Here is a 20,368-nt window from a genome sequence, read left to right as displayed (position 1 = left end):
TTGGCCACCGCACCAGTGGCTGCTTCTGGCGCATCGGCTCAAGCAACTCGAGCAGTCCGCGCAATCCGAGAGTCCGGTGGAACACTCGGGGAAGCAGGAGAACGCAGCATGAGTGGCGGCAACGTGGACAAGCCTGTGACGGTCCCCACGCAGTTGGCTGCTATGGCGGCCGGAGTGACAGAGGCGACCATCCGGAAATGGGCCAGCCGGGGAAAGCTGACCCGCTACGGCAGTCCAGGCCGAGCCGAGTACGCAATCGATGAGCTGATGGCTCTCGCTGGCGTCCTCGGTGAGACGTCCTAATACGTCCCCGAGGCTACCTAGCCGAGGTGCGCCATACATATAAGTGCTCGCCCTGGGAGTTCAGGGCGAGCACTTTCGGCATTCAACGCCCTGGCAGAGCTGGCCGTCACACGACGAGTCGGCCACCACGGCACCTACTCAGCGGCGCTCTTCCCCTCCACATTTACGGATCGGCTTCGGGACGTGCGAGCTCGGCGTCGCAATTCGGCCAGCGTGGCTGTGTGACTTCGCCCAAGGGATCTACAAGGAACCCGGAGATGGGCAGTGGGCCGCGCAGGTGAGCCACAGCACGCAGCAGTCAGAGGACGCCACGATCAGGCGCACTCTTCTGGCCCAGCCCAATGCACCAGAGCTGCGGCGACCGTGGCACAGGGGCAACATGTCACCACACCGTCTCTTGATCTGCGGGGACCTGACGGTGCGGAACAGGACATCCCCTACGGAGCCACCGGCGCAAGCCGAGACCGCCCCTCGACTCTCACCGTGGCGCAAATCCGCAGCTCAGCGCCCCGTGCACGACCAGCCAAGTTTTGTGGCTCCCGCCGGGGGCTCGAACCTGCGGCCACCGTGCGGAGGTCCTGCCTCGCGGTCCCCGTCGCTCACCACAGACGTGCTCGCCTTCCGTCGGGCGGCATCGCACCGAGCCCGTGTTCCGCGCCGGTCCCAGCCGCACAGGTGCGCCAGCAATCCCCCGTGAACGGCAGCCGTGGCGCCCTGGCACGGGTACACACCCGCGTGCACAACCAGTGCACATTCACGCGGGAACTCGCGGGAAACCGCAGGTCAGGGAGGGAAGCCCGACGGGACACAGAAAGGCCCCGACCGGGGCGTTTCGCCTGGTCAGGGGCGGGAAAGCGGACGAGTCGGCCTATACGCCGGGTTTTGACTCACGGCAGTTCGCCTACGGCAGACGCCCCCGACTGGAGACCTGCTCGGACACCATGCCAACGTACGGGTGCTGGGAAAACCACAGCTCAACGGAGGATTCATTCAGCGCCATGGACTGCTACGCCCGAGAACAACAGCCACACTTCCTCACCCCCTGAGAGCCCAGCGGGCCCGCTACCAAAATTTTCCGGCCTCACCAAACCGGAACTTCTCCGGATCCTATGTGCAGCGACACTTCTCACCCTGGAGACCGGAGATGCACGACCAGATCACGTCTACGCATGAAACCGCGTTCTTGAACCTGGCCAAAGCAGCGGAATACCTCGGCATTTCACCGAACACCCTGTACGTCTGGCGTCACCGACGGCAGGGACCGCCGAGCTTCCGCATGGGAGGGCGCGTCATGTACAGGATCTCGGCGCTCAATGAGTGGATCACCGCGCAGGAGCAGGCGGATTCACGTTCCAATGCTGCTCTCAGTCCCCTCGGCCAGAGGCCGATGAAGCGCGCAGCACGGACCTCGTGAGGGCTGCCCGGAAGCCGAAGGTAGTGCCTCGATCTTTCGAAACCTGGCGCGCGGTTTCCCATCATTCCATGCACGTATGCAGTTGAGTTCGTAGGAGCGTTTTCCCTTGGCGGGGTACATAGAAGACCGCTGGCTCAAGAAGAAGGTCAACAAGGACACCGGCAAGCGGGAGCGAACTGCCCTGTGGGGCAAGGGCAAACGCTATCGGGTGAAGGGCATCCCGGGCGTGCGGGATCGCTCCTTCGACACGAGCGAGGACGCGAAGCAGTAGCTGGCGAGCACACAGACCGACGCCACACGTGGTGAGTTTGCCGACCCCCGCGACGGTGCGATCCCCCTCACCGAGTACATCGAGAAGCACTGGTGGCCGAGCCGGTCAGACGAACCGTCGACCGCCGCCCCCATGCGCAGCAAGATCTGGAACCACATCATCCCGTTCCTGGGCGAGACGGCGCTCCGGGACATCGACGCTGCCGCGCTGCGCGCCTGGAAGGCCCAGCTGCTCACGCGTGTCGAGGCATCCACGGCCCAGGTGATCTGGATCCACCTCTCCACCATCCTCGAAGCCGCCGTCGACGACGGCCGCCTCGTCAAGAACCCCTGCAGGGCACGCCGGACGGTCAAGGCGCCCAAACCCGCAAAGAGGAAAGCCAAGGCGTGGGCCAGGGCGACCGTGGAGGCCGTCCGGGCAGGACTTCAGGAGCGGTACCGCATCGCGGTGGACCTCGGAGTGGGTGTCGGTCCGCGGCAAGGCGAAGCGTTCGGTCTCGGCGAGGAGGACTTCGACTTCGATGTCGGCCTCGTGCACATCCGCCGGCAGCTGCGGTGGGACTCCAAGGGAAGGCCGTACTTCTGCCTGCCGAAGGGAGGCAAAACGCGAACCGTTCCCGTCTCCCCCAACCTCGCCAAGCGTGTCCAGAACCATCTGCATCACTTCCCTTCGGTCGCCTGCACACTCCCATGGCGCAATCCCGAGCCACCGACGACCGAGCTGGAGGCGCGGCAGCGCAAACCGATCACCGTCCGGCTGATCCTGAGCACCTCTCAGGGCAATCGGATCAACTACTCGAGGTGGAACAAGCAGAGCTGGCGGCCCGCGCTCGCGGCGGCCGGAATCCTGAAGAAGATCGGCGAGAAGGTCAGGACGTGCGGAGGCCGCACCCGTCGGTACCCCATCTACGAGCTCTCCCGCGCGGACATGTTCCATGTCCTCCGGCACACGTGCGTAAGCACCCAGCTTGAGGCGGGCGAGTCGATCGTGAGCCTGTCGGAGTGGCTCGGGCACGCGTCGCCGCAGACCACGCTGAAGTACTACGCTCACTTCATGCCCGGGGCGGGCAAGCGGGGCCTTGCCGCGATGGACGCGTGGTTCGATCAAGAGCCGTCATCGGGTCAAGATCCGCAATCGAATGTCCCTGAGAAATCCCTGGGCGTCCCGCAAGCCCCAGACGAGCCCGGAAACTGCAGGTCAGGGCGGTAGTCGCCCTCATCGTCAGCGTGTACGAGGAGTACAAGGAACCGCTCTACGCCGCTCCGCCGCTGCTGCAGCGGATGGTCGACGCAGGCCGACTGGGCCGCAAGTCCGGATCCGGCTTCTACTCCTACTGAGGGCGCCGGCCCGCGGGCGGTGGAACGGGGGCCGTCCGCCCGCCGCTCGGGGGATGGTTCGGCGGGCGGATCAGGCCGGCGGGCGCCCGACCGCCGGCTTCGGCCCCCGTGCCTAAGAGTCAACTCCTCTCCGGCCGTTGATGACAGTGTGTGAATGCGCCATCTCGGTGCGCCCGCTCCACACCCCGTGCGAATCGCTCACGCCGCGTCACTTCGCACGGGGTGTGAACCGCTGACCCGTATCTCCCCGCCGCACACGCTCCCGCCTTTCCTCCCAGCGCAGTTGACTGGTGCCGGTAACCACCCGACCGCCACCAGGAGAAGGAAAGAGGAGCGGAACGTGACCGCCCACCGGGACCCCGATCCGATCGCCGCCGACTTAGCGGAGCTCAGACGCCTACTCGACGTACGCACCGCCACCGTCGACGGCCAGCTCAGGTTGCAGGCCCAGCGCTGCGAGCAGAACACGCGTGATGCGGACGAACTCCAGGCCCGCATCACGCGGTTAGAGAGCCGCCGCTGGCCGCTCCCCTCGCTCGCCGCGCTCACGGGGCTCGCGGCGCTGGCGGCCGCCTTGTGGCAGGCGTCCGGGCGCTGACGCCGGCCGGCCTCAGCCGAGGCGGATGTGGTGGAGCATCAGCAGCGCCGCGGCCATGTTCGCGGCCGGCACCTCCCCCCTCAACACCATGTCGGGCACCAGCTTGAGGTCCACCCACTCCCGTCGGTCCGACTCGAAGTCGTCCTCCGGAGCGCCGAGGTACTCGGCGCGGTCGGACCAGTAGATGTGGTGCCGCGCATCGGTGAGGCCGTTGGACGGCTCCACCGTGAGGAGGTGGTGGAGGGGCCCGGGTCGCCACCCGGTTTCCTCCTCCATCTCCCGCGCGGCCGCGGCGGCCGGTTCCTCCCCGTCCTCCACGACGCCGGCGGCCAGCTCCCAGCCCCAGCTGTCGGTGATGAACCGGTGCCGCCACAGCAGCAGCACCTCATTGGCCTCGTTGACCGTGGTGGCCACCGCGACCGGCCGCATCCGGATCAGGAAGTGATCCAGATGCCGGCCGTCGGGGAGGGCCACATCGGCCAGGTTGACCCGGAACCAGGGATTCGCGTAGACCGGCTTTTCGCTGAGATTGTTCCAACGCACGTAACTGCCACCTTCCGCTGTTGGGCCGGCAAGGTGACACGAGCCCGGTCACAGCGGAACGCGCAGCACCTCGTCGATGAGATCGGCAGCCTCGTCCGTCGCGGAACTCCCGGTCTCCGCCAGATGCTCGCGCACCGCTCGCAGCCGGTCCCGCAGGCGTTGCGACTCCATGCCCCGAGCCTGCTCCGTCATCTCCGCGGCATTGGCCACGGCCCGGTCCGCGTCCCCTTGGCGCAGCTCGATATGGGTGAGCATGGCCAGCCGGTGCACCCGACCGCGGTCATGTGCGGGGGTGTCCACGGCGGCGTCCGCCTGCTCCCGGGCGGCCCGCAGGTCCCCGAGGCTGAGCAGCGCCTCCGCCACTTGTACGTTCACCAGGCCCGGCTGCACGTAGCCCGTCTCAGCGGGCTCCAGCCCGGGGCGGATCCGCTCCGCCGCCGCCTCGGCCCGCCGAATGCAGTCCAGCGCGCCGGTGCCGTCGCCCAGTCGCGCGTACGCCTTGGCCTGCATGGCGTAGAGGTCGGCGGAGAGCGCCGCGGTGAGCTGTCCGCCCGCGGTGCGCAGCGCCGCCTCCGCGAAGGCGACCGCCTGGCGGTATTCCCGTACGAAGAGGGACTGGTTGACCAGCAGCGCGATGATGTACGCGCCGAGTCCGCGGTCCCCGCTGGCCTTTGCCAGCCGCAGCGCCTGATGGAAGTAGCGCTGGGCCAGCCCGAGAGCGTCCGAGTCGTACGCGCAGATGCCCGCGACGGCCACCAGCCCACCGGTCGCCCGGTGCAGCTGACGCCCCGTCGCATCGCTGTAGCTGCCCCGCAGCAGCGGCGCCGCCTCGGTGTTGAGGAATCCGACGATGCGTCCTCTGGTAGCGATACCACCCGCCTTCCGGTACATCTGCTCGTAGTGGGCCCGCGCGGCCCGCAGCATCTCGATGTCGGCCATCCCGACCCGGGTCACCCCATCGCGCGAGACGTCGAAGTCCTCCGGCGGGTTCTCCCACTCCCACACGGGGATGATCGCCGACGTCCCGGTGAGCGCGGGCGCCGCGACCACGTGCGGCCGCTGCTGCTCGTCGGACCGCCACAGCGCGGTGGCCCGCTCGACGAACCCCGACAGCGGGGTGCCCGGATCCTGGCTCGTGCCCGGTCCGCTGAACCCGATGTCGGCCAGGCCCACCGGCCGGTGCAGCCGTTCGCCGAGGATCTCGCAGATCAGGTCCGGGACCTGCCCGCGCGGCCGCTGCCCCTTGAGCCACCGCGCCACCGCGGTGTGCTCGTAGCGCAGCGCGAGCCCGCGCCGCCGCCCGAGGTGGTTGATCCGCGCCGCGAGCCCGGCGTGTGAGATACCGGCCTCGTCCAGGATCGCGTCGAGCAGCGTGTTGGGCTCCATGCCTCGCCCCCCAGGGACGTACGGACTCCGTAAGTCCAGCGTAATCAGGGGGAGTTCACACGGGGTGCGAACGGGACGCGGTGCACGGGCGCGCCCGCCCGCGGGAAACGCGACGGGCCCCCGCCCACCACCGTGGACAGGGGCCCGCACCAGGCACGAGGCCGGCGGCCAGGGGCGTCAGCCGCGCAGGGCCGCGCCGACCCGCTCGACCGCGACGGCGACCGCCGCGTCCCGGGCCGCGGTGGCCTCCTCGGCCGTCAGCGTCCGGTCGTCCGCCCGGAACCGCAGCGCGTAGGCCAGCGACTTCTTGCCGGCACCCACCTGCTCACCGGTGAAGACGTCGAACAGCCGCACCGACTCCAGCAGTTCGCCGGCGCCGTCCCGGAGGGCGGTCTCGACGTCCGCCGCGGCCACCGAGGCGTCGACGATCAGCGCGACGTCCTGCGTGGCGACCGGGAACGTGGAGATCCGCGGCGCCTGCAGCGCACCGGACGCGGCCCGCTCCAGCCGGTCCAGGTCGATCTCCATCGCGCTGGTGCGCTCCGGCAGACCCAGGGTCTTGACCACCCGCGGGTGCAGCTCACCTGCGTTGCCGACGAGCACCTCCTCGCCGTCGACCAGGGCGAGCAGCGCCGCGCACCGGCCGGGGTGCCACGGGGCGTGCTGGTCCTGGCGGACGATCAGCTCGACGCCCGCCTCCCGGGCGACGGTGCGGCCCGCCTCGATGGCGTCGGCCCACCCGGCCGGGTAACCAGAACCCCACCAGCCGGCCTGCTCGCGGGCGCCGGCCAGGACCACCGCGGCCCGGCGCGGCTGCTGCGGCAGCGAGGCGTCCAGCGAGGCGATCTCGTCGTCGGTCGGCCGGCGGTCCACCACCAGGCGGCGGGCCGGCCGCTCCTGTCCGGTCGCCCGGAACACCGGACCGGTCTCGAAGAGCGCCAGGTCGTGGTTGCCCCGCCCGTAGTTGCGGCGCAGCGAGGCCAGCAGCCCGGGGATCAGGGTCGTGCGGAGGTCCGGCTCCTCGTCCGACAGCGGGTTCACCAGGGTGACCGCGTCCCGCCGCGGGTCGTCCGGCTCGATGCCGAGCTGGTCGAGGACGGCCGAGCCGGTGAACGGGTAGTTCAGCGCCTCGACGTACCCGGCGCCGGCCAGCACGCGGCCGACCCGGCGGTGCAGTCGCTGACGCTCCGTCAGCCCACGGCCGGCGGGCGGCAGCGGCAGCGTGGAGGGCAGGTTCTCGTAGCCCTCCAGCCGGATGACCTCCTCGGCCAGGTCGTTCGGGTCGCTGAGGTCCGGGCGCCAGGACGGCACGGTGACCACCAGCTCGTCCTGCCCGTAGACGTCACAGCCCACCTGCTGGAGGCGGCGGACGACGGACTCCCGCCCGTAGGTCACACCGGCGACCTTGTCCGGGTGGTTCGCCGGGATGGTGATCGTCCGCGGCCCGCGCGGCGAGACGACCCCCGTGACACCCTCCTCCGCGGTGCCACCGGCGAGCAGCACCAGCAGGTCCACGGTCCGCTGCGCCGCCGCGGCGGCCGCCTCCGGGTCCACCCCGCGCTCGAAGCGCTTGGCGGCCTCCGACGACAGCTTGTGGCGGCGGGCGGTGCGGGCGATGGAGATCGCGTCGAAGTGCGCGGCCTCGATCACCACGTCGGTGGTGCCGCGCAGCCGCCCGGTCTCCGGGTCGGTGACCGGCGCGGCGATCTCGGTGTTGGCGCCGCCCATCACACCGGCCAGCCCGATGGGGCCGCGGTTGTCGGTGATGACCAGGTCCTCGCCGGTCAGCACCCGCTTGGTGCCGTCCAGGGTGACCAGTTCCTCGCCCGGGGTGGCGCGGCGGACGCCGATCGGACCGTCGACGGTCGTCCGGTCGTAGGCGTGCAGCGGCTGGCCCAGCTCCAACATCACGTAGTTGGTGATGTCCACGGCGAGCGAGAGCGGCCGCATCCCGGCCTTCTGCAGCCGGCGCTGCATCCAGATCGGGGTACGGGCCTCCGGCTCCAGCCCGGTCACCGTGCGCGCGGTGAAGCGGTCGCAGCCGATGGGGTCGGCGACCTGGACCGGGTAGCCGCCGGCGTTCGGCGGCGGCACGTCCAGCAGCGCCGGGTCGCGCAGCGGCAGCCCGAAGGCGATGGCCGCCTCACGGGCCACCCCGCGCATCGACAGGCAGTAGCCACGATCCGGGGTGACGGCGATGTCCAGCACCTCGTCGACGAGCTCCAGCAGCTCGATCGCGTCGGTGCCGACCTCGGTCTCGGGCGGCAGCACGATGATGCCGTGCGAACCGTCGTCGCCCATGCCCAGCTCGTCGCCGGAGCAGATCATGCCGTGCGACTTCCGGCCGTACGTCTTGCGCGCGGCGATCTTGAAGTCACCGGGCAGCACGGCGCCGGGGAGGACGACCACGACCTTGTCGCCGATCGCGAAGTTCCGCGCACCGCAGACGATCTCCTGCGGCTCACCGGTCCCTCCCCCAGACTCCGTCTGGGAGGTGCCCCCAGCCCGGCCGACGTCCACCGTGCAGAAGCGGATCGGCTTCTTGAAGCCCTCCAGCTCCTCGATGGTCAGCACCTGGCCGACGACCAGCGGGCCCGTCAGGCCCTCGCCGAGCCGCTCGACGGTCTCGACCTCCAGGCCGACCGTGATGAGCTTCTCCTGTACCTCGCGGCCGGTCGTCGTCGCCGGCAGGTCGACGTACTCCCGCAGCCAAGAAAGCGGGACCCGCATCAGATCTCCATCCCGAACGGCCGGGTGAACCGGACGTCGCCCTCGAACATGTCGCGCATGTCTTCCACGTTGTGCCGGAACATCAGCATCCGGTCGATTCCGAACCCGAAGGCGAAGCCGCTGTACTTCTCGGGGTCGACACCGCAGGCGACGAGCACCTTGGGGTTGACCATGCCGCAGCCGCCCAGCTCGATCCAGCCCTCGCTGGAGCAGGTACGGCAGGGCCGGTCGGGGTTGCCCACGGACTCGCCACGGCACACGTAGCAGACCATGTCCATCTCGGCGGACGGCTCGGTGAACGGGAAGTAATTGGGCCGCAGCCGGGTCTTCATGTCCGGGCCGAACAGCGCCCGGACCATGTGGTCCAGGGTGCCCTTGAGGTCCGCCATGGTCAGGCCCTCGTCGACGGCGAGCAGCTCGATCTGGTGGAAGACCGGGGAGTGCGTGGCGTCCAGCTCGTCGGTGCGGTAGACCCGCCCCGGGCAGACGACGTACACCGGCGGCTCGCGGTCGACGAGCGTACGGGCCTGCACCGGCGAGGTGTGGGTGCGCAGCACCACGCCCGACTCATCGCCTTCGGTGCCGTTGCCCCGGACGAAGAAGGTGTCCTGCATCTGGCGCGCCGGGTGGTCCGGCACGAAGTTCAGGGCGTCGAAGTTGAACCACTCGGCCTCGACCTCGGGACCCTCGGCGACCTCGTAGCCCATGGCCACGAAGACGTCGGCGACCCGCTCCATGAAGGTGGTCAGCGGGTGCCGGGCGCCGGCCGGGACCCGGTCGTACGGCAGCGTGACGTCCACCGCCTCCTCGACCAGGACGCGGGCGTCGCGTTCCGCCTCCAGCTCTTCCTGGCGGGTCTTGAGCGCCTGGTTGACCCGGCCGCGGGCCTGGCCGACGCGCTTGCCGGCGTCCGCCTTGGCGTGCGGGGGAAGGGCGCCAATCTCGCGGTTGGCCAGGGCCAGCGGCGAGCGGTCGCCGGCGTGCGCGATCCTCGCCTCGCGCAGCGCCTCCAGATCGTCCGCGGCGGCGATGGCGGCCAGCGCCTCGTCGACCCGTCGGGCGATCTCTTCCGGTTTCAGGGCTTCGACCTCGACAGGGTCGTACGACTTATTGGGTGCGGACATCTCTTCCCGTGCTTCCGGTGGTGTGGCTTGGCGCGGCTCGCTTCGCCTCGGCTCTGCGCCCGCGTGTCCGCGATGCCTGTGCGCCAAAGGTGCCAAAGGTCAAGTCTAAGGGGCGGGCCGCCGGCGGCCCGTCCGCCCCTGGGTGCGGGGCGCCCGCCGTCCGCCCGTCGCCCGGCCACCGCCCCTGTCCGACGCTTCGCGGCCCCCCTTTCAGGCCAGGAAGGCCGGGGCCGCGACGGGCAGGCTGAATCGGAACTGGGCGCCGCCGGCCGGAGCCCGGCCGACCGTGATCGTGCCGCCGTGCGCCTCGACGATGCCCTTGACGATGTAGAGGCCCAGCCCGGTGCCACCGCGCTTGCTGCCCCGCCAGAAACGGGTGAACACGCGGCTCATCGACTCCTCGGGGATGCCGGGGCCCTCGTCGCTCACGGTGACGCTCGTCCCCTCTCCGCCACTGGTGTCCTTCGCCGGTCCGACCTCGATGGTGACCGTTCCCTCGCCGTGGCGCACCGCGTTTTCCAGGAGATTGCCCAGCACCTGGTCCACCTTGTCCGGGTCTGCCCACAGATCGGGCAGCGGTTCCCTCATCCGGATCAGGAAGCGGTCCGGCCGCTGGCCCGCGGTGGCCTGCGCCTGTACGTGCCGCCGGACCGCGGCGAGCATGTCGACCCGCTGCCGGCGGACCTCCAGCCGCCCGGAGTCGATCCGGGAGATGTCCAGCAGCTCGGCGATCAACCGGGTGACGCGGTTGGCGTCGGCGTCCACCGTCTCCAGCATCAGCCGCTTCTGGTCGTCGGTGAAGCGTTCCCACTTCTGGAGGAGGGTGGCGGTGAACCCCTTGACGGAGGTCAGCGGCGAGCGCAGCTCGTGGGCGACGGTGGCGATCAGCTCGGCATGGCTCAGCTCGGTGCGCCGCCGGGCCTCGGTGCCGCGCAGCGCAATCACCAGCCGCCATACCGGACCGGTGGGCACGCTGCGGACGTAGCGGGCGGAGACCAGCACCTCGCGGCCGCCCAGCAGCAGGTTCCGCTCCGGCTGGCCCCGGCGGATGGCAAGTCCCCCGTACGGGTCGGTTAGCTCCCACCAGCGGCGGCCTTCGAGGTCCTGCAACGGCAGGGCGTCCCCGACCGGGCGGCCCAGCGCGGCCGGCGGTTCGATACCGGTGATCCGGGCGGCGGCGGCGTTGAAACAGATCACCCGGCCGTGCTCGTCGGCGACGACCAGACCGTCGGGGAGGTCGTCGGGGGTCAGTCCGAGGTCCGCGCCGGATCCCTCGGGCGGGCAGCCGTCAGCGGCGGCAGTCCTGGCCGAAGTCCTCGCCGTCATCGCCGTGTTACCCCCTTCCGGGCCGGAGCTGGCAAGACTACTAGCTCGGCCCGGCCCGGCCGGCGGGATCGCGACTACGCCCCTCCGGCGGGTGACGTCGCGCGACAACCTCCGGTGGTGCGCTGGGCGCGCGCGGAGGCGTACAGGCACACCGCGGCGGCGGTCGCGAGGTTGAGGCTCTCGGCCTTGCCGTGGATGGGCACCCGCACGACGGCGTCGGCCAGCGCCCGGGTCTCCTCGGGCAGCCCCCACGCCTCGTTGCCGAAGACCCAGGCGGTCGGCCCGCCCATGACGCCGGCGTCCAGCTCCGCGTCCAGGTCGCGGTCGCCGGCCCCGTCGGCCGCCAGGATCCGCACCCCGACGCCCTGCAACCCGGTCACCACCTGCTCCACCGGCACGCCCACCGCGACCGGCAGGTGGAACAGCGAACCCACCGACGCCCGCACCGACTTGGGGTTGTAGAGATCCACGGAGGCGTCGGTCAGCACCACCGCGTCGGCGCCCGCGGCGTCCGCGCAGCGCAGCACCGTACCGGCGTTGCCGGGGTCCCGGACGTTTGCCAACACCGCGACCAGCTGCGGGCGGGCGGCCAGGATCTCCTCGAACGGCGAGTCCAGGAACCTACAGACGCCCACCAGCCCCTGCGGGGTGACCGTCTGGGAGACGTCCGCGACGGTCCTGTCGTCGGCGAAGTGCACCGGCACCCCCGCCGCCCGGGCCGACTCGACGATCTCGGCGTGCCGCTCCGCGGCCTCGACGGTGGCGAACAGCTCGATGAGGGTGGGCGCTCCGCCGGCACGGTGCGCGACGGCCTCCCGGACGGCCTGCGGCCCCTCGGCGATGAACCGGCGTTCCTTGCCCCGGAAGTGGCGCCGGGCCAGCCGCCGGGCGGCGGCGACTCGCGGGGAACGCGGGGAGATCAGCTCGGGGGTGCCCATGGGCGGCGGCTCGCTTCTTTCGTTCGGTGCAGGAACCCGGTGCGGACGAATGGGGTCTCCCCGGCTCGAACGAAGTCGAGAGCTCGGGGAAGGGCCCGGAAACGCGGCGGACCCGCAGGCCGGGGCCCGCGGGTCCGCAATCACAACGTCGTCACGACGTCACAACGCTGTCAGGCTGGGATTCAGGCAGCAGCCTTGGGGGCGTTGACGTCGCTCGGCAGCGCCTTCTGCGCAACCTCGATCAGCGCGGCGAACGCACCGGCGTCGGTGACCGCGAGGTCGGCGAGGATCTTGCGGTCCACCTCGATGTTGGCGGCCTTCAGACCCTGGATGAAGCGGTTGTAGGTCATGCCGTTGGCGCGGGCAGCGGCGTTGATGCGCTGGATCCACAGCTGACGGAAGTCGCCCTTGCGCTTCTTGCGGTCGTTGTAGTTGTAGACGAAGGAGTGGGTCACCTGCTCCTTGGCCTTGCGGTACAGGCGGGAGCGCTGGCCGCGGTAGCCGCTGGCCTGCTCCAGGATCGCCCGGCGCTTCTTGTGAGCGTTGACTGCCCGCTTGACGCGTGCCACTTGTTAACTCCTTGTAGCGGGGCCGTGGTTGTTCGTCACACGGCCCGATTCGACGTGGGGTCCCGGTCGGGTCGGTGCGCTCCGCCCGTGCGGCGGGGCGCCCCGGCTCACTTGCCGAGAAGCTTCTTGATCTTCGCGGCGTCGCCCGGGGCCATCTCGGCGTTGCCGGTGAGGCGACGCGTCACGCGGGACGACTTGTGCTCGAGCAGGTGGCGCTTGCCGGCGCGCTCGCGCAGCACCTTGCCGGAGCCGGTGACCTTGAAGCGCTTGCTGGCACCGCTGTGCGTCTTGTTCTTCGGCATGCGCCGTTCTCTCCTCGTCAGTGGCGCTCCCACCGGCGAAGACCGGCATGCGGGAGCGTCAGATGTATCGGTTGTTCCGGGGCTGGCGCCCCGGCCTGAATCCGGGGCAGCTCACCCAAGAGCTCACGCCTCGGCGTGCTCCTCGGCGGGCTCCACGACGGACTCCTCAGCGGACTCCACGGGAGCACCACCCTGACGCTCCGCCTTGCGGGCGGCCTGCGCCTCACGGGCCTCGGCCATCGCCTCGGTCTTCTTCTTGTGCGGACCGAGGACCATGATCATGTTCCGGCCGTCCTGCTTCGGGTTCGACTCGATGAAGCCGAGGTCCTGGACGTCCTCCGCGAGCCGCTGGAGCAGTCGGAAGCCCAGCTCGGGGCGGGACTGCTCGCGACCACGGAACATGATCGTGATCTTGACCTTGTCACCCTGCTTGAGGAACCGGACGACATGACCCTTTTTGGTGTCGTAGTCGTGCGGGTCGATCTTCGGCCGGAGCTTCATCTCCTTGATGACCGTGTGCGCCTGGTTCTTGCGCGCCTCACGGGCCTTCATAGCCGACTCGTACTTGAACTTTCCGTAGTCCATGAGCTTGCAGACCGGCGGACGGGCGTTCGCCGCCACCTCGACGAGGTCGAGGTCGTACTCCTGCGCAAGCTCCAGGGCCTTGGCAAGCGGCACAATGCCGACCTGCTCGCCACTGGGACCGACGAGTCGCACCTCGGGGACGCGAATCCGGTCGTTGATGCGGGGCTCGGCGCTGATGGATCCTCCTCGGTAGCACCACGCGACGGCCTGGCGGACTGCCGCGTAACGTCTGTTCGGTGTGACCAACCGTGCCGGTACATCAAAAAATGCCCCGACGGGACACAGGCGGGGCTCCACGTGGATCAGGAACACCGCCGCGAAATCTCCGCGGGGCGCAGCCGGACCGTTGACCCGCCAACCTGAGATCGGTCGGGTGGGAGATCGGAGCCTCCACTTGTGGGCCGGTCACTGAGGTGTCCGGCCGGTCGCAGCAACCAGAATACACGAGTCAAGGGGTGACCCCCACTCTTGTGCTGACGCATCGAGGTCTCCCGCCCGCACTCCGGCGCCCGACGTGCCCCGATGCCACCCCGCCTCGGCCCCGAGGCACTCCGGGGCACGGGGCCATCGGACGGGGTCATAGGCTGGAGGGCGACCCCTCCAGCAGGAAGTGAAGCCCCAGCACATGAGCGAGCAGACCCCCCAGCAGCCGGCGACGCCGGAGACCGCCGGCCCGGCGCAGCCCGACTTCGAGACCATGACCCGGGACATCGCGGAGGTGCCGGCGGTGGAGGTGATCACCACGGTCGCGGTGCACCTGATGAGCTCGGCGGCGGTCAATCTCGGACTCGCCGAGGACGGCGCGGACCACAAGGACCTGGACGAGGCCCGCAAGCTCATCCACGCGCTGGCCGGGCTGGTCACCGCCAGCGCCACCGAGATCGGCTCCTACCACGCGGCGCCGCTGCGGGACGGTCTGAAGTCGCTCCAGCTCGCCTTCCGCGAGGCGTCGGTGGTGCCCGACCAGCCGGGCGAGGGCCCCGGCGAGAAGTACACCGGGCCGGTCTACGGCTGAGCCCGGCGGGCGGCCCCGCACATCGACGACGAGCCCCGGCCCGGTGCGGCCGGGGCTCGTCGTCCTATGCGGGCCAGTATGAGCGCCTCAGACGCGGTCGCCGGGGGCCGGTTCGTCCGGCGTGGTCGGCTCGCCGCGGGCGGTCCGGTCGGCGATCACGACGGGCTCCTGCGGCGGGTGGGTGATCTGGTGCACCACCGCCGCCAGCGCGCCGCCGATCAGGGGCGCGAGGATGAACAGCCACACCTGGGTGATGGCCGCACCACCCGCGAAGAGGGCCGGGCCGAGGCTCCGCGCCGGGTTCACCGAGGTGCCGTCCAGCGGGATGCCGATGAGGTGGACGGTGGCCAGGGCCAGACCAATCGCCAGACCGCCGAAGCCCAGCACCGCCACTTTGTGGGTGACGCCGAGCACCACGAAGACGAACAGGAACGTCATCACGATCTCGGCCACGAACGCGCCACCGAGGTTGATGTGCACCGCCGAGCGGTCGCCCCAGCCGTTCGTGCCGAAGGCCGCGTGGGTCTGGAGTCCCGGTACCTGCTTGGCGACCAGGAAGAGCAGGGCGGCACCGACGATGCCGCCGAGGATCTGCGCGATCCAGTACTCGACGGCCGTACGGACCTTGATGCGCTTGGCCAACAGCATGCCGAGCGTCACCGCGGGGTTGATGTGGCAGCCCGAGATCGGGCCGAGGGCGTAGGCAAGCGCCAGCATGACGAAGCCGAAGGCCAGGGCGATGCCGAAGGTACCGATGTATTCGCCGGCCAGCACTGCCGCGCCGACGGCGAAGAACACCAGGAGCAGCGTGCCGAGGAATTCGGATACGACCGTGCGGGTCTCCGTGGTCTCCATGGGCTCTCCTCGCGTGGATCTTGAGCTCTCCTCGCATTGTGCGGCCCGGAGGACGAAGCCGCCCGTTGGGCGCGGGCGCTGCCCGGCCCCCGGAGAGTCCCGCGAAGACCGCCCCAGCGGCCCGGCTCCCGGCGGATCAGCACTGGTAGAGGAGCTCCCCGGAGGCTTCGGCGCCGGGCGGGAGGAGGGCCAGGTCCAGGCCGCGGACCAGCCGGGCGCGGAGGGTCTCGTCGGTGGCCAGCGCCTGTGCCAGCCGCTGGGCGGCCTCGGCGGGGACGGCACCGGCGGCGAGGCCGAGGGCGAGGGTGCCGTCGGTGTCCGCGGACGGCGTCAGCCGCGCGAGGACGACCGCGGGCTCGGCGGCGAGGAGGGCGCGCAGCGCCTCGGTGACGGCCGGGTCGGCGAGCGGGTCGGCGGTGGTGCGGCCCTCTGCGAGGGCCCGTAGGGCGGAGCCGGTGAGCTGGTAGGTGACCGGTCCGGCCAGGTCGATGACGACGGTGTCGGCCTGTTCGTGCGCGGCGGCCAGCAGGGCCTGCCGGAGCGGCACGGCAACCGGGCGGGCGTCCGGGCGCCAGCGCTGGAGGGTCTCCATGGAGGTGAAGGCGGGGAGCGCGCGGCGACCGTCGGGGGCGGTGAGGGTGGGCACCGCCATATCGCTGGTCTTCTCCCGGCGCAGCCCGTCGGGGCCGGTCTCGACCTCACCGAGGACCGCCACGACCGGGACCAGGAGGCGGGCGTCGGCCAGAGCGGCCAGCAGGGCGGGTTCGGTGCCGGGGTCCGTCGCGTACGCCGCGAGCGCCGCGGCGAGCGCGGGGGCGGCCGAGCCGTCGTCGTCGGCGAAGCCGGGATTGGGGATGTTCTTTTGCACCCCGCGAGACTATCCACGCCTCTTGCCCCGAACCACGCCCGCCCCCACCGCCTCCCCCCTCACCCGCCACCGCACCCAACAGCCCCGCGCAGCGGCCCCGCCCGCCGCAGGCGAAACGGCCCCGCACCGCGCAGCGGCCCCGCACCCGGCACCGTACGAGGCGGCCCCGCGCAGCGGACAACGTACGAGCAATCCCCGCGCCGTCCGGCGCAACGGCAAGAACTCCCCACGGCGGGACGGCCGACAACGTGGGAGGTCAACCCACCCCGGTGGACCGCCGCCAGATGAAGACGGCGGCCGTGGTGAGGGCCAGGCCGGTGGCGCCGAGGGTCCAGGGGAGCCAGTTGACGGGGGTGTCGTCGGCGGGGTCGGTGACGGGGCCAGGACCGAAGTAGCGGTGGGGGTAGGCGACGGGGACCGGTTTCTGGGGGGTGGGGGTGAGGTTCGCGGCGGCTTTCAGGGCGGCGGCGGGGTCGATGAGGCCGGCGCCGAAGTCGTCGTCGCGGCCGCCCTGGGGGCGGTGCTGGGCGGTGCTGGTGAGCAGGGTGCGGATCTGGGCGGGGCTGAGGTCGCGGTGGGCGGAGCGGATCAGGGCGATGGCGCCGGAGACGAAGGCGGCGGCGGGGCTGGTGCCCAGGCCGGAGAGGTAGCCGGTGCCGTGGTCGGCCATGAGGATGTCGTAGCCGGGCGCGGAGACCGTGGCGTACCAGTGGCGGGTGGAGAAGGAGGCGCGGGCGTCCAGGTGGGTGACGGCCGTGGCGGCGATGACGCCGGGATAGGCGGCGGGGTACGAGACGTGGTCGCCCTTCTGGCCGCCGTTGCCGGCCGAGGCGACCACGGGGATGCCCTTGTTGAGGGCGTACTGGATGGCGGCGTCCTCGCGGGGGTCGGGGTGGGCGGTCTCACTGTCGTCGCCCAGGGACATGTTGATCACGTCGGCGCCGTGGTCGGCGGCCCAGCGGATGCCGTCGGCGAGGGCGCCGGGCCGCTCGTCGCGGGCCCGCCGGCGGTCGGGGTCGTGGTCCTCCAGGATCACCCGGATCGGCAGGATCTTGGCCTCGAGGGCGACGCCGAGGATGCCGTCGGAGCCGCCGGCGCCGTGGCCGTGGCCGGCGATGACGCTGGCCATGCCGGTGCCGTGCTGGGCCCAGGTGTCGTCGCCGGTGCGGGCGCCGAAGCCGATCAGGTCCTTCTCGGGCAGCACCTGGCCCTTGAGGTCGGGGTGGTTCGCGTCCACACCGGTGTCCAGGACGGCGACGGTGATCCCGGCGCCCTTGGTGGTCTGCCAGGCGTCCTGGGCGTGGATGGCCTGAAGGCCCCATTGCTGGGCGCGGATGGCGTCCGCGTGGGCGGGCAGTGCGGGCAGGACGGTCAGTGCGGCGGAGGTCAGGGCGACGGTCGCGGCCCGCAGAGCGGACTTGATCATGGCGCTACCTCCGTGGGCTGCGCGGGGATGCCGGACGCCGTGCGGAAGGTCGTGGTGACCTTGTCCGCCAGGCCCTTGGCGTCGTGGCCGAGTCCGGATTCGGCGGGGGCGGTGGTGACTCCGGGCTGGACCGCGGCGTCGGCGGGCTGCGGGTCGGTGATCTCGCGGCCGTCGGCGAACCCGGAGACGGCGTAGATCACGACCGGGATGTCGGTGAGTATCCGCACGGTCCAACTGGCGCGCTGGTCGGGGCCGAAGTCCTCGGCCGGGGTGCCCTTGGCCGCCAGCGGCAGGGGCATCAGGGCCTTGCGGTTGGCCAGGTCCTTGGTGCTGAAGCGGGCGTTGAGGTCCATCATCCCGGACCGGTCGGCCTTGGTGGTCTGGGCGCCGACGGTGATGACGCCAGTGCGGGTGGCGTCGACGTAGGTGGCGCGCAGCAGGCGGGCGCAGCCGGCCGGGGCGAGTTCCTTGGCGAGCGGGCCCTCGTAGGTGGTGGTGCAGTCGCTGTCGGGGGCGACGGCGATGCGGATCCAGGTGCGGTCGGCGCCGCCGGGGCCGGCGGCCAGTCCCTCGACGGTGCGCGGGAAGAGGGTGTCGACGGGGGTGTCGCGCCAGGCGTCCTGGCCCTTGGCGAAGGCGGCCTCGGGCGTCGGGGTGCCCTTGGCGGGGGCGGCGGTGAGCCAGCTGCCGGCCGCCGCGCCAGCCATGAGGCCGATGCCGAGGACCAGGCTGGCGGCCGCGGCGACGACCCGGGTGCTGGGCAGCCGGTCGGCCAACGAGCGGCGCGGGGCGGGCTCGACTCCCGTGGGGTGGGCGGGAGTTGTCGGCCAGGCCGGGGCAGGTGGGGACCCGGGGGCGGGGGGCGGCGGGGGGCTCGCGGGGCGGTCGCCCGCCTCGTCCCACAGGGCGGCGCTGTTGGCCAGGTGGAAGGCCGCGGTGTCGCGGAACGAGGGGGCGCCGGTGGGCGGCGGCGCGGCGGCGGGCGACTCGGCGCGCGGGCCGGGCGGGGCGGTCGGCGGGGCCGACGGGCGGGGCGGGGCGGTGGGGGCCGGTGGTGCAGTGGGGGCCGCGGGCGGGGCGGAGGGGGGCGGCGGCGCGGCCGGTGGTGCGGGGGCCGGGGCTGCGGGGGCCGGGGCGGACTCGGCGGGGAGCGGCTGCCGGGCGGCCGGGGCCGGGGCCGCGGGCGGCGGGATGGTCGGGTCGGCGGGGACCGGGCGCAGGATGGTGGTCTTGGGGTCCTCGTCGGCGGGCGGCTCGGCGGGACGGTGCGGCGGTCGCGGGGGTATGGGTGGGATGCGTGGAGCATCGGCGTAATCGGCGTCGGCGCTCACCAGCGCTCCCCCTCGCACGGTGTGCCCCGGACCCGACAAGCAATCGGGGCAGGGTGGTTCGTATCCGGACATCACGCCGCTGACCTGCTGGTTGCGGTGTCGAGCCACTGTAAGGGCTGGCCCGGCCGCCGCTCCAACCCCTGGACGCGCCGACGTCACTTCCGGCGTGGTTCGTCCCCCTACCCAGTGGTAGCGGGGTCTGGCAGGCTGCGGGCCATGTCCCAGCACCCCGCCGCCGCGTATGCCGACAAAGCCTGTTACGACCGGGCCACCGCCCACCTCGATGCGCCGTTGGCCGTCGTCGATCTGGCGGCCTTCGACGCCAACGCCGCCGATCTGGTGCGCCGTTCGAAGGGGAAGCCGATCCGGGTGGCGAGCAAATCGGTGCGCTGCCGAGCACTGTTGGAGCGGGTGCTGGCGCGCGACGGCTTCGCGGGGATCATGAGCTTCACGCTCGCCGAGTCGCTGTGGCTGGCGCGGTCAGGCTTCCCGGACGTACTGCTGGCGTACCCCTCGGCGGACCGGGCCGGCTTCGCCGAGCTGGCCGGGGACCCCAAGCTCGCGGCGGCGGTGACGGTGATGGTCGACGACCCCGCGCAGCTGGACCTGATCGACGCCGCGCGTCCGGCCGGTCCGGGCCGCGGCGAGGAGCTCCGCGTCTGCTTGGAACTGGACACCTCGTACCGGCTGCTGGGCGGGAAGGTGCGGGTCGGGGCCCGGCGGTCGCCGCTGCGGGATCCGCAGGCGCTCGCCGCGCTGGCCCGGACCGTGGTCCGGCGCCCCGGGTTCCGGCTGGTGGGGCTGATGGCCTACGAGGGGCACGTGGCGGGGGTGGGCGACGAGGTCGCCGGGAAGCCGGTGTTCTCGCGGACCATACGGCTGATGCAGGCGGCGGCCCGGAAGGAACTGGCGCAGCGGCGCTGGGAGGCCGTGCGGGCGGTGCGGGCGGTGGCGCCGCGGCTGGAGTTCGTCAACGGCGGCGGGACGGGAAGCGTGCAGCACACCGCGGCGGAGGCGGCGGTGACCGAGATAGCGGCCGGTTCGGGGCTGTACGTGCCGCGGCTGTTCGACAACTTCCGCTCGTTCCGCGGGCGTCCGGCGGCGCTGTTCGCGCAGCCGGTGGTGCGCCGGCCGGGGCCCGGTGTCGTCACGGTGCTGGGCGGCGGCTATCCGGCGTCGGGGGTGGCCGGTGCGGACCGGCTGCCGGAGCCGTATCTGCCGGCGGGGCTGCGCTACGACCCGCAGGAGGGGCCGGGCGAGGTGCAGACGCCGCTACTGGGGGCGGCGGCGGACGGGCTGGCGGTCGGCGACAAGGTGTGGTTCCGACACGCCAAGGCCGGGGAGCTGTGCGAGCGGTTCGCGGAGCTGCACCTGATCGAGGGGGGCCGGGTGGTGGGAACGGTGCCGACGTACCGGGGCGAGGGCCACACGTTCCTGTGACGCTGCG

Annotated in this window: 19 protein-coding genes and 1 pseudogene; 7 read left to right on the top strand and 13 right to left on the bottom strand. The window is 71.8% G+C overall.

All coding sequences use genetic code 11. From position 1 onward, the window contains the following. Positions 1–1,447 precede the first annotated feature (1,447 nt). From ACO0M4_RS27100 to ACO0M4_RS27080, 5 genes and pseudogenes are all read left to right on the top strand, one after another. Entirely contained in the window at positions 1,448–1,717 is a 270-nt protein-coding gene (locus ACO0M4_RS27100; protein ID WP_430373513.1) for a helix-turn-helix transcriptional regulator, read from the top strand. 106 nt (positions 1,718–1,823) lie between these two features. Beyond that, positions 1,824–1,988, top strand: coding sequence for a hypothetical protein (locus ACO0M4_RS27095; RefSeq protein ID WP_430373512.1), 165 nt, complete (start codon positions 1,824–1,826; stop codon positions 1,986–1,988). 132 nt (positions 1,989–2,120) lie between these two features. Beyond that, positions 2,121–3,197, top strand: coding sequence for a tyrosine-type recombinase/integrase (locus ACO0M4_RS27090; protein WP_430373511.1), 1,077 nt, complete (start codon positions 2,121–2,123; stop codon positions 3,195–3,197). 14 nt (positions 3,198–3,211) lie between these two features. Beyond that, positions 3,212–3,325 (top strand): annotated as a pseudogene (locus ACO0M4_RS27085) (3-hydroxyacyl-CoA dehydrogenase family protein); the annotation flags it as partial. A 340-nt stretch (positions 3,326–3,665) separates the two neighbouring features. Then, positions 3,666–3,923 (top strand): hypothetical protein, encoded by a 258-nt coding sequence (locus ACO0M4_RS27080; RefSeq protein ID WP_390021266.1) that lies wholly within the window; start codon positions 3,666–3,668, stop codon positions 3,921–3,923. 12 nt (positions 3,924–3,935) lie between these two features. Here ACO0M4_RS27080 and ACO0M4_RS27075 read toward each other — a convergent pair whose 3' ends face one another. The 9 genes from ACO0M4_RS27075 to infC all read right to left on the bottom strand — a co-directional run bounded on the left by ACO0M4_RS27075 (position 3,936) and on the right by infC (position 13,672). After that, the gene (locus ACO0M4_RS27075; RefSeq protein WP_430373510.1) at positions 3,936–4,466 is read right to left on the bottom strand and encodes an NUDIX domain-containing protein; all 531 of its coding nucleotides are present in this window, start codon (positions 4,464–4,466) and stop codon (positions 3,936–3,938) included. Between the two features lie 48 nt (positions 4,467–4,514). Further along, positions 4,515–5,852, bottom strand: a complete 1,338-nt coding sequence (locus ACO0M4_RS27070) for a transcriptional regulator (protein ID WP_430373509.1) — start codon at positions 5,850–5,852, stop codon at positions 4,515–4,517. Positions 5,853–6,029: 177 nt separating this feature from the next. Beyond that, positions 6,030–8,582 carry a phenylalanine--tRNA ligase subunit beta gene (gene pheT, locus ACO0M4_RS27065; protein ID WP_430373508.1) on the bottom strand — a complete coding sequence of 851 codons (2,553 nt, stop codon included), beginning with the start codon at positions 8,580–8,582 and terminating at the stop codon, positions 6,030–6,032. Continuing rightward, positions 8,582–9,706: a phenylalanine--tRNA ligase subunit alpha gene (gene pheS, locus ACO0M4_RS27060; protein WP_430373507.1), complete on the bottom strand. Its 1,125-nt coding sequence runs from the start codon at positions 9,704–9,706 to the stop codon at positions 8,582–8,584. The genes pheT and pheS overlap by 1 nt, the downstream gene beginning before the upstream one ends. A gap of 210 nt (positions 9,707–9,916) precedes the next feature. Further along, positions 9,917–11,032 (bottom strand): ATP-binding protein, encoded by a 1,116-nt coding sequence (locus tag ACO0M4_RS27055; protein ID WP_430373506.1) that lies wholly within the window; start codon positions 11,030–11,032, stop codon positions 9,917–9,919. A 74-nt stretch (positions 11,033–11,106) separates the two neighbouring features. After that, entirely contained in the window at positions 11,107–11,970 is an 864-nt protein-coding gene (locus ACO0M4_RS27050; protein ID WP_430373505.1) for a TrmH family RNA methyltransferase, read from the bottom strand. 182 nt (positions 11,971–12,152) lie between these two features. After that, positions 12,153–12,539 carry a 50S ribosomal protein L20 gene (rplT, locus tag ACO0M4_RS27045; protein ID WP_430373504.1) on the bottom strand — a complete coding sequence of 129 codons (387 nt, stop codon included), beginning with the start codon at positions 12,537–12,539 and terminating at the stop codon, positions 12,153–12,155. A gap of 107 nt (positions 12,540–12,646) precedes the next feature. After that, a complete protein-coding gene (rpmI, locus tag ACO0M4_RS27040) occupies positions 12,647–12,841 on the bottom strand; it encodes a 50S ribosomal protein L35 (RefSeq protein WP_016576627.1) in 195 nt (64 codons plus the stop codon). Positions 12,842–12,964: 123 nt separating this feature from the next. Next, complete coding sequence (gene infC, locus ACO0M4_RS27035; protein WP_430373503.1) at positions 12,965–13,672, bottom strand: translation initiation factor IF-3; 708 nt, start codon at positions 13,670–13,672, stop codon at positions 12,965–12,967. 379 nt (positions 13,673–14,051) lie between these two features. On the opposite strand from infC, the gene ACO0M4_RS27030 reads away from it, so the two are divergent. After that, a complete protein-coding gene (locus ACO0M4_RS27030; RefSeq protein WP_430373502.1) occupies positions 14,052–14,441 on the top strand; it encodes a DUF1844 domain-containing protein in 390 nt (129 codons plus the stop codon). Positions 14,442–14,528: 87 nt separating this feature from the next. On the opposite strand, the gene ACO0M4_RS27025 is transcribed toward ACO0M4_RS27030, so the two are convergent. The 4 genes from ACO0M4_RS27025 to ACO0M4_RS27010 all read right to left on the bottom strand — a co-directional run bounded on the left by ACO0M4_RS27025 (position 14,529) and on the right by ACO0M4_RS27010 (position 18,921). After that, positions 14,529–15,296, bottom strand: coding sequence for an MIP family channel protein (locus ACO0M4_RS27025; RefSeq protein ID WP_430373501.1), 768 nt, complete (start codon positions 15,294–15,296; stop codon positions 14,529–14,531). 136 nt (positions 15,297–15,432) lie between these two features. Beyond that, positions 15,433–16,164 (bottom strand): SseB family protein, encoded by a 732-nt coding sequence (locus tag ACO0M4_RS27020; protein WP_430373500.1) that lies wholly within the window; start codon positions 16,162–16,164, stop codon positions 15,433–15,435. A 256-nt stretch (positions 16,165–16,420) separates the two neighbouring features. After that, the gene (gene mycP, locus ACO0M4_RS27015; protein WP_430373499.1) at positions 16,421–17,590 is read right to left on the bottom strand and encodes a type VII secretion-associated serine protease mycosin; all 1,170 of its coding nucleotides are present in this window, start codon (positions 17,588–17,590) and stop codon (positions 16,421–16,423) included. Next, positions 17,587–18,921, bottom strand: a complete 1,335-nt coding sequence (locus ACO0M4_RS27010; RefSeq protein ID WP_430373498.1) for a hypothetical protein — start codon at positions 18,919–18,921, stop codon at positions 17,587–17,589. The genes mycP and ACO0M4_RS27010 overlap by 4 nt, the downstream gene beginning before the upstream one ends. A gap of 216 nt (positions 18,922–19,137) precedes the next feature. On the opposite strand from ACO0M4_RS27010, the gene ACO0M4_RS27005 reads away from it, so the two are divergent. Then, positions 19,138–20,361, top strand: coding sequence for an amino acid deaminase/aldolase (locus tag ACO0M4_RS27005; RefSeq protein WP_430373497.1), 1,224 nt, complete (start codon positions 19,138–19,140; stop codon positions 20,359–20,361). The last annotated feature ends 7 nt before the right edge of the window (positions 20,362–20,368 follow it).

Origin of the sequence: Streptomyces sp. RGM 3693 (assembly GCF_050471125.1) — a bacterium.
Taxonomy (GTDB): domain Bacteria; phylum Actinomycetota; class Actinomycetes; order Streptomycetales; family Streptomycetaceae; genus Streptomyces.
This window is presented reverse-complemented; position numbering and strand designations above follow the sequence as displayed.